This is a genomic window from Faecalicatena orotica (assembly GCF_003149245.1).
Taxonomy (GTDB): Bacteria; Bacillota; Clostridia; order Lachnospirales; family Lachnospiraceae; genus Faecalicatena_A; species Faecalicatena_A orotica.
Genome location: NZ_QGDL01000003.1, coordinates 52,450 through 68,837 on the forward strand (window position 1 = coordinate 52,450; position 16,388 = coordinate 68,837).

Consider the following 16,388-nt stretch of genomic DNA (forward strand, 5'->3'; position numbering starts at 1 on the left):
AAAACAGCGAATCCTCCATATACTATGGTTGTAACACACAAGAGTGTTACTAAAAAATCTGAAAAAGTAACGAAGAAAAGTTACGAGAAGGAGGAAATTATCATGGCAAGTCGTTCATCAAACAGAGCAGCCGTACCAGAGGCAAAGAGTGCACTGGACAAATTCAAATATGAGGTAGCAAGCGAGCTGGGAGTACCGCTTTCTGACGGTTACAACGGAGATTTAACATCTAAGCAGAACGGATCTGTTGGCGGTTATATGGTTAAGAAAATGATCGAACAGCAGGAAAGACAGATGGCTGGTAAATAAGCAAATTTCGTAAGAAAAAGCACTTAGGATTGACCTAAGTGCTTTTTTCTGCTAAAATTCAGCATAGTTAGAAGAATGAGGGTGTTTAAGATGAGAGTCATTGCAGGAACTGCCAAAAGGTTACAACTTAAGACATTGGACGGACTTGACACAAGGCCGACGACTGACCGGATCAAAGAGACATTATTTAATATGATAGCCCCGGGTATTTACGACAGTATATTTCTTGATTTATTTAGTGGAAGCGGCGGGATAGGGATTGAGGCATTGAGCCGCGGCGCCCGTGAAGCAGTCTTTGTAGAAAATAATCCGAAGGCTATGGCTGTTATAAAAGAGAATCTGAAGTTTACGAAGCTGGACCACAAGGCACTGACGGTGACGAGGGACGTTATGACGGCGCTGTATCAGCTGGAGGGTGAAAAAAGCTTTGATTTTATATTTATGGACCCTCCGTATGACAGAGAGCTTGAAAAGAAGGTGCTCAATTATCTGGCAGACTCACAGCTTGTTTACGAAGATACCGTGATTATTGTGGAAGCATCGAAAGAAACTGATTTTTCATACCTGGAAGAACTGGGTTTTTCCCTGATCAGGGAGAAGACCTACAAAACCAATAAGCATGTCTTAATTGAAAAGGCTGGAAAGGAAGAAATATGTTAAAAGCAATTTATCCGGGAAGCTTTGACCCGGTTACATACGGACACCTCGATGTGATCAGAAGATCTTGTAAAATCGTGGATGAGTTAATTGTCGGAGTGCTGAATAATAATGCGAAAATGCCGTTGTTTTCTGCGGAAGAACGTGTTAAAATGTTAGAGGAAGTAACAAAAGACTTGACAAATGTGAAAATTGTCCTGTTTAATGGATTATTAATTGATTTCGCAAGACAACAGGGGGCAGCTGTCGTAATCCGGGGACTGAGAGCGATTACTGACTTTGAATACGAGTTACAGATGTCCCAGACCAATCATAAACTGGAACCAGGTGTCGAGACTATGTTCTTGACCACAAGCATTGAATATTCTTACTTAAGTTCTACTACAGTGAAAGAGATCGCAGCTTTTGGGGGAGATATATCACAATTTGTGCCGGAAGCTGTAGCAGTGGAACTGGAGAAAAAGATGAAAGCAAAAAGGAGAGTGTAACTATGAGCAGCCGCATTGAGCAGATTATTGAAGAGATCGAGGAGTACATTGACAGGGACTGTAAGTTCCAGCCATTGTCTACGACAAAGATTATCGTGAATAAGGAACATCTGGATGAGTTATTGCGGGAACTCAGGATGAAGACACCAGATGAGATTAAGAGATATCAGAAGATCATAGCAAACAGAGACGCCATTCTTGCCGATGCACAGGCAAAAGCGGACGCCATGATTGAGGAAGCACAGGTACAGACGACAGAGCTGGTCAGCGAGCATGAGATCATGCAGCAGGCATATGCCCAGGCGAACGAGATCGTTACCCAGGCAACGGCTCAGGCGCAGGAGATTATAGACAACGCGACAGAGGATGCCAATGCAATCCGGCTCGGAGCCATCCAGTATACAGATGACCTGCTGGCGAATGCAGAGAGCATTATCGGCCATACACTGGACAGCTACACGACAAAGTATGACGGACTCATCAATTCCCTTCAGGAGTGTTACGATGTTGTGCGCACTAACCGTGCAGAACTCGAGGTTCCTGAGGACGATGGCAGCCAGTATGACATTCCTCAGGACGGCTTAGGTGAAATGTAAATACAGAAAAGCAATCAGGCTGGTAACCACTGCGGTTGCCAGCTTTTCTAATGTATACGGAAGGATGGAAAGGCTGGTTTTCTGAATCATACACTGTGTCTGCGCCACCGCACAGATCCCACCGAATGAAGTCAGGGCAAGGATCGCACAGTACTGCATGTCAAAAGGCAGGGCGGATTTTCCAAGCAGGGCGATTCCGTTCGTCACTTCCAGAGTGGGCAGGAGATATGTAATAAACGGAAACTCAAAGGGTGCTGACCGGACAAGCTCCAGAATAACCGAGAAGAGGATAATATACCCTCCAACCTTGGTGATCGTCTCAAAACTATCCATAATACATGTATCCACGATTTTAAAATTCCAATTTGCTTTTGTGTGCCCGGCTTCTTTTAAGCCGGAAAATTGTTTTCTGCCTTTGAGGTAGAACCGTCTGAAAAAGAAGCTCATCAGCATTGGTGTCCCGAGCAGAATAAGCAGGGATGGAGCGATGAGCTCTTCTTTCCCCAGCGTTTTCCAGACGATAAAATTCAGGATAAACACCGGGCTTGTATTGTTGCAGAAGGAGAGAAGGTAGCGGCCTTCATCCTCGGACACATAGCTGCTGCCAATCAGGTCGGCCGTCACCTTTGCCCCCATAGGGTAACCGCAAAGGAATCCCGTGATGATGGCAAAGCTCCCGTTGTCTGATACTTTAAAAATTTTCTTAAGGACCGCCCCGACGGCGCCGGATATGTAATGGATACTGTCTGTACAGACCAGCAGATTTGTAATGATGATGAAAGGAAATAAGGTTGGCAGTATGATTTGAAACCATAAAAGAAGACCTTCACTGGCACCGTTAAATACCGCTTTCGGAGAGATCAGCATGATTGCAAACAGTATGACAATTCCGATTCCGGCCAGATTACGTTTCATAAGAAGGTCTCCTCGTGAATTTTGACAATAAATATTAATAAAGATATATGAAATTGGTTGATTTTTTATGCCTCCTGTGACAAAATGATGATAGCAACTTAAACAGGAAGGGGAATGAAACAATGGCAGTATTAGAAGAATTAGAACCACAGGAAGTCTTTCACTATTTTGAAGAATTGAGTCAGATTCCAAGGGGGACATTCAACACAAAAGCAGTAAGCGATTATTGCGTGAAGTTTGCAAATGACAGAGGACTCGAGGTCATTCAGGATGAACTGAACAATGTTATTATCAAAAAGCCGGGGACAGAAGGGTATGAAGAGAGTGAGCCGGTTATTGTTCAGGGACATCTGGATATGGTGTGTGAGAAGACGGAAGTTTCAGATCACGATTTTGAAAAAGATCCGTTAGACCTCTATGTGGAGGACGGATTTGTAAAAGCAAGAGATACGACGTTGGGGGCTGACGATGGAATCGCAGTGGCGATCGCACTTGCTTTGCTCGACAGTGATACGATCCCGCATCCGCCGCTTGAGGCAGTATTCACAGTGGATGAAGAAGTGGGAATGGGAGGGGCAGGCGGAATCGACCTGACACCTTTGAAGGGAAAGATGCTCATAAACCTTGACTCAGAAGATGAGGGGACGATTATTGCAGGCTGTGCAGGCGGATTGAGCTTCTGCATGAATCTGCCGGTCGGAAGAAAGCAGGTAACAGGAGACTGCCTCGAGGTTACTATCAGAGGGTTAAAGGGAGGACATTCCGGAATGGAGATCCACCACCAGAGAGGCAATGCGAACAAACTTGCCGGACGTCTCCTGAACCGCCTGAACCAGAACATGGATATTTCACTGGCAGAAGTCCAGGGAGGTGCCAAAGACAATGTTATTCCGTCAGCCTGCACATTCACGATTGTCGTACACGACAGTGTAAAGGCAGAGATGATAATCGAGAACATGGAGAATGTCTGGAAACAGGAATTTGGCGAGGACGAACCTGAGCTGGAGGTTATCGTAACAAAGACAGAGAACATAGAGAAATCTGTGATGTCTGACATGGACATGAAGAAAGTAATCTTCTTTATCAATAACTGCCAGAACGGTGTGTATGGCTTCAGCCGCTCCTTAAAGGGACTGGTTGAGACATCAGACAATCTCGGTGTTGTTACGACAGAAGAGAACAAAGTAAGCTTTGTCTTCCTGATCAGAAGTTCTGTTTCTTCGAAAATGGAGGAAATGAAAGAAGCCTTCATCAGCTGGGCTGAATTCCTTGGCGGGACCTATGAACTCTCCGGGGCATATCCGGCATGGATGTATAAGGAAAATTCAAAGATCCGTCCGATCGTAGCAGAGGTATTCGAGAAGGTATATGGCAAGACGCCGAACATCTCAACGATCCATGCAGGATTAGAGTGCGGACTCCTCTCCGGCAAGAAGCCGGAACTGGACTGCGTATCTTTCGGACCGAGGATGTATGACATACACTCTGTAAATGAGCGTCTGGATATTGCGTCCACATGGAGAATGTGGAACATTATCAAAGAAGTTCTGAAAGAATGCAAGTAGGACAGTCAGTGCTTCATATATTAGAATGACTAACATATCAAAGGGGTTGTTCTTAAAAGCGTGAAGCGAAGAAAGTTACATAATTATGTGCTCCTGAATCTGCTTCTGGCTCTGTTTCTTACGATTGGTATACACGAAGTTCTCACAATAGGGGGCTTTGCAAGGCTGAATGAAGATACGGTTACGTCAGACGGGTTCAGGAGGCAGACTCTGAATGAAGAGTTTCTGAATTACATACAGAATACAAAAGACCCGGGAAAAGACCTGGGTCTTTATTTGTTGGAAACTGATTTTGGGAAGAAACCACTGAAAACGGTGCCGGATAAACAGGTGTTGTATGAAATGGAGAAGAAGTGGGCAGGGAGGGAAGGATGGGATGCTTACCTTGCCCAGTGCAGGGGAATCTGGAACGATGTCAGGTATTTCCCGATACCGGAGCCGGCAGGCAGCAAGGATTACGGGACATCTTTTGTTGATTCATGGATGTTTGAGCGCAGCTATGGAGGAAAGAGGGGGCATGAGGGAACTGATATTATGGCAGAGGAGAATACACGCGGACTCTATCCGGTCGTCAGTATGACGGATGGTGTAGTGCGCCACAAAGGCTGGCTGGAACAGGGGGGATGGAGGCTCGGGATCGTTGCACCCGGTGGTACATATTTCTACTATGCACATATGGATTCCTATGCGGATATTGAGGAGGGGGACACGGTCCGCGCCGGAGACCTGCTTGGTTATATGGGGGACACCGGCTACAGCAAAACAGAGGGGACAACAGGCAACTTCCCGGTGCACCTCCATGTAGGAATCTACATTTTTCACGGAGAGGAAGAGATCAGTGTAAATCCGTACTGGGTTCTTAAGTATCTGGAAAATCGTAAAATCAAATGTGTGTATTAGTAAGCGGGGTCTTTCACGAGTCAGGGATTTATGATATAATCAATCCCATGTGGAGGAAACGATATGAATTTACCGATAGCATTTGAAGAGAAAATGAGAAGCCTGCTGCATGAAGAGTATGCGGATTATGAGAAGTGTTTTGACGAGGCGCGGCATTACGGGCTGCGTGTGAATACAAATAAAATTACTGTGGAAGAGTTTTTAAAGATTGCGCCGTGGAAGCTGGAGCCGATCCCGTGGATACACAATGGGTTCTATTATGACGGGGATAGTGTTCAGCCTGCAAAGCACCCGTACTATTTTGCGGGACTGTATTATCTGCAGGAGCCGAGTGCCATGACTCCGGCCGACAGGCTCCCGGTGGATCCGGGGGATAAGGTGCTGGATGTCTGTGCGGCCCCGGGGGGGAAGGCTACTGAGCTCGGAGCGAAGCTTCAGGGAAAGGGCGTCCTGATTGCGAATGACATCAGCAGTTCCAGAGCAAAGGGATTATTGAAGAATCTGGAACTGTTCGGAATCGGGAATATGATGGTGCTCAGTGAGGAGCCCGGGAAGCTGACGGAGTATTTCCGGGGGTATTTTGATAAGATTTTAATCGATGCCCCGTGTTCCGGAGAGGGGATGTTCCGCAAGGATAAGAAGATGGTGAAGGCATGGGAGGAACACGGACCTGAATTCTTCTCAAAGATCCAGAGGAGTATTATTACACAGGCCGCTTCTATGCTGAAGACAGGCGGCATGCTCTTATATTCCACCTGTACCTTTGACCCTTCCGAAAACGAGCAGACGATCGAATATCTGCTGTCAGAATATCCGGAATTTGAAATCTGCAGTATCCGGCCTTACGAAGGATTTGCCGAAGGAATGCCGGAAACGGGGGAGAGCGGGAATCAGGAACTTAAGAAGACGGTCCGCATCTTCCCCCACAGGATGCAGGGGGAAGGGCATTACCTTGCTCTGCTAAAGAAAGGGCATTGTGAAGAGAACCATGAAGCAGATGCAGACAGGGCCGGGAAAACGGCAGGGAGGAAGAAAAAGCTGCCTGAGGAACTGGATGCATTTTTTCAGGATGTGGACTGGGAACTGGATGCGTCCCGCCTTGATATACATGGAGAGCGTGTCTACTATATGCCGGAAGGCCTGCCTGACCTGAAGGGGGTCCGTTTTTTACGTTCCGGCCTTTTATTGGGAGAACTAAAGAAAAACCGCTTTGAACCGAGCCAGGCACTTGCCATGTGCCTGAAACGTAAAGATTATGCAAGGGTATTAGACCTGCCTTTGGCGGATGAGCGTGTCATCAAGTATCTGAAAGGGGATACGCTGGATCTGGAAGATATGGTGTCTGCAAAGGAGAAAGGCTGGTATCTGGTCTGCGTGGACGGATATCCGCTCGGATTCGGCAAACTTTTAGGCCAGACACTGAAGAATAAGTACCTCCCGGGCTGGAGATGGATGGGAAGTGGGCAGTAAAAATATGAAGTTAAGACTGGATAAATATCTTGCCGACATGGGGACAGGAACCCGCAGTGAGGTGAAAAAGGCAGTCGCAAAGGGGCAGGTAACCGTGAACCGGGAAGTGGTTAAAAAGCCGGAGACGAAGATCGACACGGAGAAAGACACCGTCTGTTGCCAGGGGATGATTGTCGGCTATACGGAGTATGAATATTATATGCTGAACAAGCCCTCCGGCGTTGTCTCGGCAACAGAGGACAAAAGGGACCGGACGGTGGTTGATTTAATTGAAAGCAAAAGACGTAAGGACCTGTTCCCGGTGGGAAGGCTGGACAAGGATACAGAAGGGCTGCTCCTGATTACAAATGACGGGGCGCTTGCCCACAGGCTCCTGTCGCCAAAGAAACATGTTGACAAGGTGTACTACGCGGAGGTTTCAGGAAAGGTCACCAAAGAGGATGTGGACGCTTTCGCCGGAGGCCTTGATATCGGGGAAGAGCAAAAGACCCTGCCGGGAAAGCTTGAGATTCTTGAATCAGACGAGATATCACGGATTGAACTGACCATACAGGAAGGAAAATTCCATCAGGTGAAGAGGATGTTTCAGGCGGTGGACAAGGAAGTTGTTTACCTGAAACGTATCCGTATGGGACCTCTTTTGCTGGATGAAACCCTTGCGGCGGGAGAATACAGAGAATTGACAAAGGAAGAGATAGCACAATTATGTTAGAGAATAAAAAAGCGGTAATATTTGATCTGGACGGTTCACTGGTTGATTCCATGTGGATCTGGCCGGAGGTGGATGACATATATATGGAAAAATACAACCTGACACAGCCGGAGGATTTCCATAAGGCGATCGAGGGGATGAGCTACACAGAAACGGCACAGTATTTTCTGGATACATTCCCGTCATTGGAGTGCACCCTCGATGATGTCCGCGAGGAATGGAAGAACATGACGATGGAGCTGTATGCATCGAAGGTTCCTTTCAAGCCGGGGGCACGTGAATTTCTGGAACAGATGCAGGAACAGGGGATCCTTATGGGGATCGCCACGAGCAACGCAAGAGAGCTTGTAGATGCGGTCCTGAAAGCACTCCATGCGGAGGAGTTTTTTACCTCTGTAAGAACGGCATGCGAAGTGGCCGCCGGAAAGCCTGCACCGGATGTTTACCTGAAGGTTGCCGAAGACCTTAATGTAGACCCGAAGGACTGTCTGGTATTCGAGGATGTTCCGAAAGGGATTGAGGCGGCCTTAAATGCGGGGATGACTGTATGTGCCGTGGATGATGAATTTTCAAGACCGGATGAGGCCGAGAAAAAGCGTCTGGCCGATTATTTTATCCATGATTATTATGATATTAAAAATAACACCTATGAGGTATAGAAGATGAACCAGGGGTTTTTACCACTATGTAAACAGGATATGAAGGACAGGGGATGGGACCGGGTTGATTTCGTCTATGTCTCTGGAGATGCCTATGTCGACCACCCGTCTTTTGGACATGCCATTATTACCAGAATTCTGGAGTCCCACGGGTACCGGGTGGGGATTATCGCACAGCCGGACTGGAGGGTGAAAGAAAGCGTGACGGTATACGGGGAGCCGCGTCTCGGCTTCCTTGTCTCGGCGGGAAATATGGATTCTATGGTGAACCATTTTTCGGTCTCTAAGAAGAGGCGCCGTCAGGATGCCTATACACCCGGCGGGGAGATGGGGAAACGTCCGGATTATGCTGCAGTCGTCTATGGCAATCTGATCCGGCAGACGTATAAGCATACGCCGGTTATTCTGGGAGGCATTGAAGCGAGTCTTCGCAGGCTTGCACATTATGACTACTGGTCTGACAAGGTCAAACGCTCCGTCCTTTTGGATTCCGGCGCAGATATCATATCTTACGGGATGGGGGAACGTTCCATTATTGAGATTGCGGAGGCTCTGGATGCGGGTATTGATGTATCGGACCTGACCTATCTTGACGGGACCGTCGTAAAGACAAAAAGTCTTGATTCCGTATATGACGCGGTGGTCCTGCCGTCCTATGGTGAACTGGTGAAGTCGCCCCGGGCATATGCTGAAAGCTTTTATACGCAGTACCAGAATACAGATCCCTTTACAGGAAAACGCCTTGTGGAGCCGTATTCAGACCACTTGTATGTGGTCCAGAACCCGCCGCCTGGACCGCTTAGCCAGACGGAGATGGACGATGTCTATGCACTTCCCTATATGCGGACGTACCATCCTTCCTATGAAAAGGCAGGGGGAGTCCCGGCCATTGCCGAGATTAAATTCAGCCTGATCAGCAACAGGGGGTGCTTCGGCGGATGTAACTTCTGTGCACTCACCTTCCATCAGGGCAGAATTATCCAGACACGCAGCCATGAATCTCTTCTGGAGGAGGCAGAGCTTTTAACAAATGAGCCGGATTTTAAGGGATATATTCATGATGTAGGCGGGCCGACGGCTAATTTCCGCCATCCGTCCTGCAGAAAGCAGCTGGAGCACGGTGTATGCAAGGAGAAACAGTGCCTGTTTCCGCAGCCGTGCCGGAACCTGGATGCAGACCACAGAGACTACGTGGAACTGCTGAGAAAGCTGAGAGATGTGCCGAAGGTAAAAAAAGTATTCATCCGTTCCGGCATCCGGTTTGATTATCTGCTTGCAGACAAGGATAAAACATTCTTAAGGGAACTGTGCGAATACCATGTAAGCGGGCAGCTCAAAGTTGCCCCGGAGCATGTCGCGGATGAAGTCTTAAGTAAAATGGGCAAGCCAAAGCATCAGGTATATGAGGAATTTACAAGAAAATTTCAGGATATGAACAAGAAACTCCATAAACAGCAGTTTCTTGTGCCTTATCTGATGTCTTCCCATCCAGGGTCCGACATGAAAGCGGCTGTGAAGCTTGCAGAATACTGCCGGGATCTGGGATATATGCCGGAGCAGGTACAGGATTTCTATCCGACTCCGTCCACCATCTCCACATGTATGTACTATACCGGGCTTGACCCGCGTACAATGGAAAAGGTGTATGTACCGAAGAACCCGCATGAGAAGGCACTGCAGAGGGCATTGATCCAGTACAGGAATCCGGATAATTATGACCTTGTGATGGAGGCGCTGAAAAAGGCGGGGCGGATGGATCTGGTCGGGTTTGGGAAACAGTGCCTGATCAGGCCCAGAAAGTTTTCAAGTGAGAAGCACCCTGTGGGGAAACAGACACAGGGAAAAACAAAAGCCGGCAGACCTTTACAAAAGAAGCCTGCCCGCAGCGTCAGCAGGAAAAAAGCCGGAAGGTGATTAGAGAGAAGAAGGTGTTTGATGTGAGAATTGCGATTGTAACGGGGGCTTCCTCGGGTATGGGGCGGGAATTTGTCCGACAGCTTCCGTATTTTTACCATAATCTGGATGAGATCTGGATCATTGCCCGCAGGGAGGAGAAACTCGCCGCCCTTGCACAAGGAAGTGCCGTTCCATGCAGGATCTTTGCAGGCGATTTATGCAAGGGTGAGATTTACCAGAAGTTAGAACATGCGTTAAAGGAAGAAACACCGGATATACGGATGCTTGTGAATGCGGCCGGATTCGGGAAGGTAGGTGAGGTGAAGAAGATTGCCCACAGGGAACCGTCAGCCCAGACGGCGATGATTGATCTGAACTGCCGGGCGCTCACAAGGATGACTCTCATCTGCCTGCCTTACCTGCGCCTTGGGAGCAGGGTTGTGAATCTGGCTTCCGCGGCGGCATTCTGTCCGCAGCCGTCTTTTGCCGTTTATGCGGCTACGAAATCTTATGTTCTGAGTTTTTCAAGGGCCCTTGGTGCAGAACTGAAGCGCACGGGCATTTATGTGACAGCAGTCTGCCCGGGACCCGTGGCAACAGAGTTTTTCGATGTCTCGGGAAAACTTCCCAACAAATGGAAGGATGCCGTGATGGCGAAACCGGACAGGGTAGTGAAAAAGGCACTTCTCGACGTGAGGAAGAAAAAAGAAATATCCGTTTATGGAATTGCAATGAAGGGCGCAGAGCTTGGCGCGAAGCTTATGCCTCACCGTGTTATCATGGATTTACTTTCAAACTAGATATAGAGAATTGAGGAGACATACGAATGAAAAAGATAATAAAGGGAAATCCCGGCTATCTGGATTATAAGAAGAAGGTGGAGATCATCCGCACGATTATTTATTTTGCCCTTGTGGCAGCGGTCTTTTTTCTCGGTTACAGCCAGGCCCACACAAAGAAAAATCTTCTGACAATTGTCGCGATACTCGGCTGCCTGCCTGCATCCAAAGCACTGGTGGGGGTGATCACCCGTTTTCCGTATCCTTCCATTGCAAGTATCCGCGCAGAAGAAATTAAAGACAAGACAGGGTATATTACGGCGATATATGATATGATTATTACAAGCCGTGAGAAAGTCATGCCGATGGACTGCATCGTGATATCCGGCAATACGATTTTCGGCTATACGAATAGTGAAAAAGTGGACGTGAAATATGCGGCCTCCCATATCAGGGGGATTTTGAACCAGAACCAGTTCCCGGATGTATCTGTTAAGATCCTGAATAATTACACTGCTTTTCTGGCGAGGGCTGAGGGACTGAATTCCATCGCGGCCGTGGAAAAGAGTGACACAAAGGAACTGGAAGAACAGATGGCACATGTTATCTTAAATATTTCAATGTAGGAAGGTTTACGAATGCAGCAGATTATCATTAAAGACAACGAGGCCGGACAGCGGCTGGATAAGATGCTTGCGAAGTATCTGAATGAGGCGCCGAAGAGTTTTCTCTATAAAATGCTCCGCAAGAAAAATATCACGCTGAATGGGAAAAAAGCGGCGGGAAATGAAAAGCTGGTGAGCGGTGACGAGGTGAAGCTGTTTCTTTCCGATGAAACGATTGCCAGATTCTCCAGCAGTCTGGTGCAGTATACGAAGGAAAAACTGGATATTCTCTATGAAGATGAGAACATCCTGCTGATCAATAAGCCGGCAGGAATGCTTTCCCAGAAAGCGGTGGATTCGGATGAGTCGGTGGTGGAACACCTGATCACATACCTGCTTACTTCCGGGCAGCTTTCAGAGCAGGATTTGAAGACGTTTAAGCCTTCTGTCTGCAACCGTCTCGACCGGAATACAAGCGGGATGATCGCCGCAGGGAAAAGCCTGAAAGGCCTGCAGGAGTTAAGCCGCCTCTTTAAGGACAGGACGCTCGGGAAATATTACCTCTGCCTCGCTGCGGGAAATATAACGGAACCGTCACGGATACAGGGGTATTTAGCAAAGGACGAAAAGACGAATCAGGTAACTGTCCGTACCGTGAAGACAGATGGTGCAGACCCGATTGAGACGGAGTACCGCCCCCTGAAGGCAGACGGGGACGTGACGCTTCTGGAGGTCCACCTGATTACCGGGAAGACGCACCAGATCCGGGCGCATCTGGCTTCAGTAGGACATCCGGTTATCGGGGATTATAAGTACGGGAACCGGAATGTTAACGACAGCTACAGGAAAGCTTACGGACTGGAGCACCAGCTCCTTCATGCGTACAGGCTCATCTTCCCGGAACTGAAAGGGGCACTTTCGAACCTGTCCCAAAAAGAATTTATCGCGCCTCTTACAAAGGAGTTTTGCGAAATAGCAGCAGATAAGGGAGTTTTATAAGATGGCTACATGGAATTCCAGAGGGTTAAGGGGATCGACACTGGAAGATCTGATCAACCGTACGAATGAACGATATGAAGAGATGGGGCTGGCGCTGATCCAGAAGATCCCGACCCCCATTACACCTGTCAGGATAGACAAGGAGCGCCGCCATATTACGCTGGCCTACTTTGACAAGATCAGTACGGTGGATTATATCGGGGCAGTGCAGGGGATTCCGGTCTGTTTTGATGCAAAGGAATGCAGTGCGGATACATTTCCACTGCAGAACGTGCATGAGCACCAGATGGTATTTATGGAGAAGTTTGAGAAACAGGGAGGGCTTTCCTTTCTGATTATTTATTACAGCAGCAACAACGAATTATATTATATGAGATACAAAGAAATCAGGAAATTCTGGGACAGGGCTTCAGAAGGCGGGCGTAAGAGCTTCCGCTATGAAGAACTGGACCCTGCCTATTTTATGAAACTGAAAAATAATTGTTTTGTGCCATATCTGGATTATATACAGAAGGATTTAGACTCCAGGGATTGACAATGCACAAGAAACTGCGTATAATTTACAAAGTAATTTAGCGTATTAGCACGATAAAGTGAAAGGGCATTAAACTATGGAACAGAAATTACATACTCCTGAAGGAGTCAGGGATATTTACAATACAGAATGCAAGAAGAAGCTGTCCGTACAGGGAAAGCTTCTGGACGTCCTGCACCTCTACGGATATCAGGACATACAGACACCGACATTTGAATATTTTGACGTGTTCAGAAAGGAGATCGGAACCATCTCCTCCCGTGAGCTATATAAGTTCTTTGACAGGGATGGGAATACACTGGCTCTGCGCCCGGATATTACCCCTTCCATCGCGAGGGCTGCTGCGACGCTGTTTGAGGACGAGGAGTTCCCGATCCGCCTCTGTTATATGGGGAATACATTCATCAATCATTCCAGCTACCAAGGGAGGCTGAAGGAGAATACCCAGATGGGGGCAGAGCTGATTGGCGTGGATTCTATAGAAGCTGACGCCGAACTGCTTGCCATGCTTGCAGACGGCCTTAGGAAAGTGGGCCTGAAAGAATTCCAGATCAATATCGGCCACGTGGACTTTATCCAGAGCCTTCTGGAGGCGACCGGCCTTGAGGAGGAAGAACGGACAGAGATCCATCATCTGATCACGAACAGGAATTATTTTGGTGTAGAGGAGATTCTGGACAACCGGGATGTTGAAGATACGATCAAACAGGCGTTTCAGATACTTCCCGAACTAATCGGGGATGTGGAAATTTTAAACCAGGCAATGGAGATTGCACCGAATATCAGTGCGAAGCTGGCTGTTTCCCGCCTGCAGCAGATCTATAAGATACTCACGCTGTACGGGGTACAGGACCATATTACTTTTGACCTGAGCATGAGTGGAAGTTATGGTTACTATACCGGAATTATCTTCCGTGCCTATACATATGGAACCGGAGATGCCATTGTACGCGGCGGACGTTATGACCATCTTCTTGAGAAATTTGGAAAGAATACGCCGTCCATCGGGTTTGCGGTTATTGTAGATGAACTAATGAGTGCTTTAAGCCGGCAGAAAATACAGATAGAGGCTGCACATACGAACCTGATCGTCTATACGCAGGCGACGCAGAAATGGGCGATTTCCCTTGCCAGGAACTTCCGTTCAAAAGGAAAGTGCGTAGAGATGCTCAAGAGGAATCCGGATGATGAGCGGGAGGAATATCTGGAGTATGGCAGACGGACACAGGCGGTCAGCATGCTGTATCTGAAGGATGACCTGACGATCGAGATGGTGAACCTGAAAAACGGGGAAGAGAAGCTGATTAATGCTGGAAAAAGGAAATAGAGGAAGTCTGATATGAGATATTTAACATTTGCCCTCACGAAAGGGCGTCTTGCGAGTAAAACACTGGAAATGCTTGAAAAACTGGGAATCACATGCGATGAGATGAAGGATAAGAACTCCCGGAAACTGATTTTTGTAAATGAAGAACTGAAATTAAAATTCTTTCTGGCAAAGGGGCCGGATGTTCCGACTTACGTGGAATACGGCGCTGCGGACATCGGCGTAGTCGGGAAGGATACAATTGTGGAAGAAGGGCGAAAGGTCCATGAAGTGCTGGATTTAGGCTTTGGGAAATGCCGGATGTGCGTGTGCGGACAGGAGGATGCGGCAGAGCTTTTAAAGCACCATGAACTGATCCGTGTGGCAACGAAGTATCCGAATATTGCGAAGGATTATTTTTACAATAAAAAGCATCAGACAGTAGAGATCATCAAAATGAATGGTTCCATCGAGCTGGCGCCGATCGTGGGCCTTTCCGAGGTGATTGTCGACATCGTGGAGACCGGTTCCACATTGAAAGAAAACGGGCTTGTCGTACTGGAGGAAGTATGCCCGCTTTCCGCCCGGATGATCGTCAACCCGGTAAGTATGCGGATGGAGAATGACAGGATCAAGGAACTGATTATGAATCTTCGGAATTTACTACAGGAGGAAGCGTAATGCGTATAGAGAAATTAGATGAAAGCACGAGACAGAATCTTTTGGATGACCTTTTAAAACGCAGCCCCAACAATTATGGCCAGTATGAGGCAAGTGTTCATGTGATTCTGGATGAAGTGAAGGAAAAAGGGGACGAGGCAGTCTTTACTTATACGAAGAAATTCGATGGTGCGGATGTAAATGCGGGGAATATCCTTGTGACGGAAGAAGAAGTGAAAGAGGCCTACGATGCGGTCGATGATTCTCTGATTGAAATCATCAGGAAGTCTTTGAAGAATATTGAATCTTATCATGCAAAGCAGATGCAGTACAGCTGGTTTGACAGCAAACCGGACGGCACGCTGCTCGGACAGAAGGTAACGGCGCTTGCACGTGTCGGTGTATATGTACCCGGCGGCAAGGCAGTGTACCCGTCCTCTGTCCTGATGAACATTATGCCTGCCAAGGTTGCGGGAGTGGATGAGATCGTTATGGCTACGCCTCCGGGGAAAGACGGAAAGGTGAACCCGACTACGCTGGTTGCCGCAAAAGAGGCCGGTGCGACAGCGGTTTACAAGGTGGGCGGGGCACAGGCGATCGCCGCGCTGGCTTATGGAACTGAAAGTATTCCGAAGGTAGATAAGATCGTGGGGCCGGGAAACATTTATGTAGCACTTGCGAAAAAGGCAGTATACGGCCACGTGAGCATCGATTCCATCGCCGGACCAAGTGAGATCCTCGTACTTGCGGATGAGACTGCCAATCCGAGATATGTTGCTGCGGACCTGCTTTCCCAGGCTGAACATGATGAGCTGGCATCAGCGATTCTCGTGACAACAAGTGAGGAACTGGCCCGGAAAGTGTCCGCGCAGGTAGATGCATTTGTGAAAGAGCTCTCCAGGGGAGAGATTATTCAGAAGTCACTGGATAATTATGGACATATACTCGTGGCTGATACGCTTGAGGATGCCATCGCCGCGGCGAACGAGATTGCCTCGGAGCATCTGGAGATCGTGACAAAAGATCCTTATCAGGTCATGATGAAGATACGCAATGCAGGAGCCATTTTTATCGGGGAATATTCAAGCGAACCGCTGGGGGACTATTTTGCGGGGCCGAACCATGTCCTGCCGACAAACGGGACCGCCAAGTTCTTCTCACCGCTGTCCGTGGATGATTTCCTGAAGAAATCCAGTATCATAGCGTATTCAAAAGAAGCGCTTGAGGCAGTGCATCTGGATATTGAAAAGTTTGCGGAGGCGGAGCAGCTGACCGCCCATGCAAACTCAATCAAAGTCCGTTTTGAGAAGGAAGAACAATAAATTGTTTTAGGGAGG

18 protein-coding genes are annotated in these 16,388 nt (G+C 47.9%); 17 read left to right on the forward strand and 1 reads right to left on the reverse strand.

Annotated features, from left to right (window positions below; genetic code table 11):
• Nucleotides 1-102: 102 nt before the first annotated feature.
• The 4 genes from A8806_RS06030 (at nt 103) to A8806_RS06045 (ending at nt 2,050) form a co-directional block, all read left to right on the forward strand.
• Complete coding sequence (locus tag A8806_RS06030; RefSeq protein ID WP_009004297.1) at nt 103-309, forward strand: alpha/beta-type small acid-soluble spore protein; 207 nt, start codon at nt 103-105, stop codon at nt 307-309.
• Between the two features lie 90 nt (nt 310-399).
• Nucleotides 400-969 (forward strand): 16S rRNA (guanine(966)-N(2))-methyltransferase RsmD, encoded by a 570-nt coding sequence (gene rsmD, locus A8806_RS06035; RefSeq protein WP_109730292.1) that lies wholly within the window; start codon nt 400-402, stop codon nt 967-969.
• A complete protein-coding gene (coaD, locus tag A8806_RS06040; protein ID WP_109730293.1) occupies nt 963-1,454 on the forward strand; it encodes a pantetheine-phosphate adenylyltransferase in 492 nt (163 codons plus the stop codon). Before rsmD ends, coaD begins: the two co-directional genes overlap by 7 nt.
• Before the next feature lie 2 nt (nt 1,455-1,456).
• The gene (locus tag A8806_RS06045) at nt 1,457-2,050 is read left to right on the forward strand and encodes an ATP synthase subunit B family protein (protein WP_109730294.1); all 594 of its coding nucleotides are present in this window, start codon (nt 1,457-1,459) and stop codon (nt 2,048-2,050) included.
• Here the strand turns inward: A8806_RS06045 and A8806_RS06050 are convergent.
• Entirely contained in the window at nt 2,036-2,965 is a 930-nt protein-coding gene (locus A8806_RS06050) for a transporter (RefSeq protein WP_109730295.1), read from the reverse strand. The genes A8806_RS06045 and A8806_RS06050 overlap by 15 nt on opposite strands.
• Before the next feature lie 122 nt (nt 2,966-3,087).
• On the opposite strand from A8806_RS06050, the gene A8806_RS06055 reads away from it, so the two are divergent.
• The 13 genes from A8806_RS06055 (at nt 3,088) to hisD (ending at nt 16,373) form a co-directional block, all read left to right on the forward strand.
• Nucleotides 3,088-4,530: an aminoacyl-histidine dipeptidase gene (locus tag A8806_RS06055; RefSeq protein WP_109730296.1), complete on the forward strand. Its 1,443-nt coding sequence runs from the start codon at nt 3,088-3,090 to the stop codon at nt 4,528-4,530.
• A gap of 60 nt (nt 4,531-4,590) precedes the next feature.
• Nucleotides 4,591-5,430 (forward strand): M23 family metallopeptidase, encoded by an 840-nt coding sequence (locus A8806_RS06060; RefSeq protein ID WP_242995966.1) that lies wholly within the window; start codon nt 4,591-4,593, stop codon nt 5,428-5,430.
• A 63-nt stretch (nt 5,431-5,493) separates the two neighbouring features.
• Nucleotides 5,494-6,900 carry an RsmF rRNA methyltransferase first C-terminal domain-containing protein gene (locus A8806_RS06065; RefSeq protein WP_109730297.1) on the forward strand — a complete coding sequence of 469 codons (1,407 nt, stop codon included), beginning with the start codon at nt 5,494-5,496 and terminating at the stop codon, nt 6,898-6,900.
• A gap of 4 nt (nt 6,901-6,904) precedes the next feature.
• Entirely contained in the window at nt 6,905-7,612 is a 708-nt protein-coding gene (locus A8806_RS06070; RefSeq protein WP_109730565.1) for a pseudouridine synthase, read from the forward strand.
• On the forward strand, nt 7,606-8,271 hold the full coding sequence (locus A8806_RS06075; protein WP_109730298.1) for an HAD family hydrolase: 666 nt from the start codon (nt 7,606-7,608) through the stop codon (nt 8,269-8,271). The genes A8806_RS06070 and A8806_RS06075 overlap by 7 nt, the downstream gene beginning before the upstream one ends.
• Nucleotides 8,272-8,274: 3 nt before the next feature.
• The gene (locus A8806_RS06080; RefSeq protein ID WP_109730299.1) at nt 8,275-10,185 is read left to right on the forward strand and encodes a YgiQ family radical SAM protein; all 1,911 of its coding nucleotides are present in this window, start codon (nt 8,275-8,277) and stop codon (nt 10,183-10,185) included.
• A 23-nt stretch (nt 10,186-10,208) separates the two neighbouring features.
• On the forward strand, nt 10,209-10,967 hold the full coding sequence (locus A8806_RS06085; protein WP_109730566.1) for an SDR family NAD(P)-dependent oxidoreductase: 759 nt from the start codon (nt 10,209-10,211) through the stop codon (nt 10,965-10,967).
• A gap of 26 nt (nt 10,968-10,993) precedes the next feature.
• Nucleotides 10,994-11,572, forward strand: coding sequence for a hypothetical protein (locus A8806_RS06090; protein ID WP_109730300.1), 579 nt, complete (start codon nt 10,994-10,996; stop codon nt 11,570-11,572).
• Nucleotides 11,573-11,584: 12 nt separating this feature from the next.
• Nucleotides 11,585-12,550: an RluA family pseudouridine synthase gene (locus A8806_RS06095; protein WP_109730301.1), complete on the forward strand. Its 966-nt coding sequence runs from the start codon at nt 11,585-11,587 to the stop codon at nt 12,548-12,550.
• Between the two features lies 1 nt (nt 12,551).
• Nucleotides 12,552-13,085, forward strand: a complete 534-nt coding sequence (locus A8806_RS06100) for a Holliday junction resolvase RecU (RefSeq protein ID WP_109730302.1) — start codon at nt 12,552-12,554, stop codon at nt 13,083-13,085.
• 76 nt (nt 13,086-13,161) lie between these two features.
• Nucleotides 13,162-14,412, forward strand: coding sequence for an ATP phosphoribosyltransferase regulatory subunit (gene hisZ / locus A8806_RS06105; RefSeq protein ID WP_109730303.1), 1,251 nt, complete (start codon nt 13,162-13,164; stop codon nt 14,410-14,412).
• Nucleotides 14,413-14,424: 12 nt separating this feature from the next.
• Nucleotides 14,425-15,072, forward strand: a complete 648-nt coding sequence (gene hisG / locus A8806_RS06110; protein WP_109730304.1) for an ATP phosphoribosyltransferase — start codon at nt 14,425-14,427, stop codon at nt 15,070-15,072.
• Entirely contained in the window at nt 15,072-16,373 is a 1,302-nt protein-coding gene (hisD, locus tag A8806_RS06115; RefSeq protein ID WP_109730305.1) for a histidinol dehydrogenase, read from the forward strand. Before hisG ends, hisD begins: the two co-directional genes overlap by 1 nt.
• Nucleotides 16,374-16,388: the final 15 nt, after the last annotated feature.

What these genes read in the sequence shown, in the direction of transcription:
- A8806_RS06075 (WP_109730298.1), top strand. Translation starts at nt 7,606, where the DNA reads ATGTTAGAGAATAAAAAAGCGGTAATATTTGATCTGGACGGTTCACTG.
- A8806_RS06080 (WP_109730299.1), top strand. Translation starts at nt 8,275, where the DNA reads ATGAACCAGGGGTTTTTACCACTATGTAAACAGGATATGAAGGACAGG.
- A8806_RS06065 (WP_109730297.1), top strand. Translation starts at nt 5,494, where the DNA reads ATGAATTTACCGATAGCATTTGAAGAGAAAATGAGAAGCCTGCTGCAT.
- A8806_RS06100 (WP_109730302.1), top strand. Translation starts at nt 12,552, where the DNA reads ATGGCTACATGGAATTCCAGAGGGTTAAGGGGATCGACACTGGAAGAT.
- hisD (WP_109730305.1), top strand. Translation starts at nt 15,072, where the DNA reads ATGCGTATAGAGAAATTAGATGAAAGCACGAGACAGAATCTTTTGGAT.
- hisG (WP_109730304.1), top strand. Translation starts at nt 14,425, where the DNA reads ATGAGATATTTAACATTTGCCCTCACGAAAGGGCGTCTTGCGAGTAAA.
- A8806_RS06090 (WP_109730300.1), top strand. Translation starts at nt 10,994, where the DNA reads ATGAAAAAGATAATAAAGGGAAATCCCGGCTATCTGGATTATAAGAAG.
- A8806_RS06095 (WP_109730301.1), top strand. Translation starts at nt 11,585, where the DNA reads ATGCAGCAGATTATCATTAAAGACAACGAGGCCGGACAGCGGCTGGAT.
- A8806_RS06030 (WP_009004297.1), top strand. Translation starts at nt 103, where the DNA reads ATGGCAAGTCGTTCATCAAACAGAGCAGCCGTACCAGAGGCAAAGAGT.
- hisZ (WP_109730303.1), top strand. Translation starts at nt 13,162, where the DNA reads ATGGAACAGAAATTACATACTCCTGAAGGAGTCAGGGATATTTACAAT.
- A8806_RS06050 (WP_109730295.1), bottom strand. Translation starts at nt 2,965, where the DNA reads ATGAAACGTAATCTGGCCGGAATCGGAATTGTCATACTGTTTGCAATC.
- A8806_RS06055 (WP_109730296.1), top strand. Translation starts at nt 3,088, where the DNA reads ATGGCAGTATTAGAAGAATTAGAACCACAGGAAGTCTTTCACTATTTT.
- A8806_RS06070 (WP_109730565.1), top strand. Translation starts at nt 6,905, where the DNA reads ATGAAGTTAAGACTGGATAAATATCTTGCCGACATGGGGACAGGAACC.
- coaD (WP_109730293.1), top strand. Translation starts at nt 963, where the DNA reads ATGTTAAAAGCAATTTATCCGGGAAGCTTTGACCCGGTTACATACGGA.
- A8806_RS06045 (WP_109730294.1), top strand. Translation starts at nt 1,457, where the DNA reads ATGAGCAGCCGCATTGAGCAGATTATTGAAGAGATCGAGGAGTACATT.
- rsmD (WP_109730292.1), top strand. Translation starts at nt 400, where the DNA reads ATGAGAGTCATTGCAGGAACTGCCAAAAGGTTACAACTTAAGACATTG.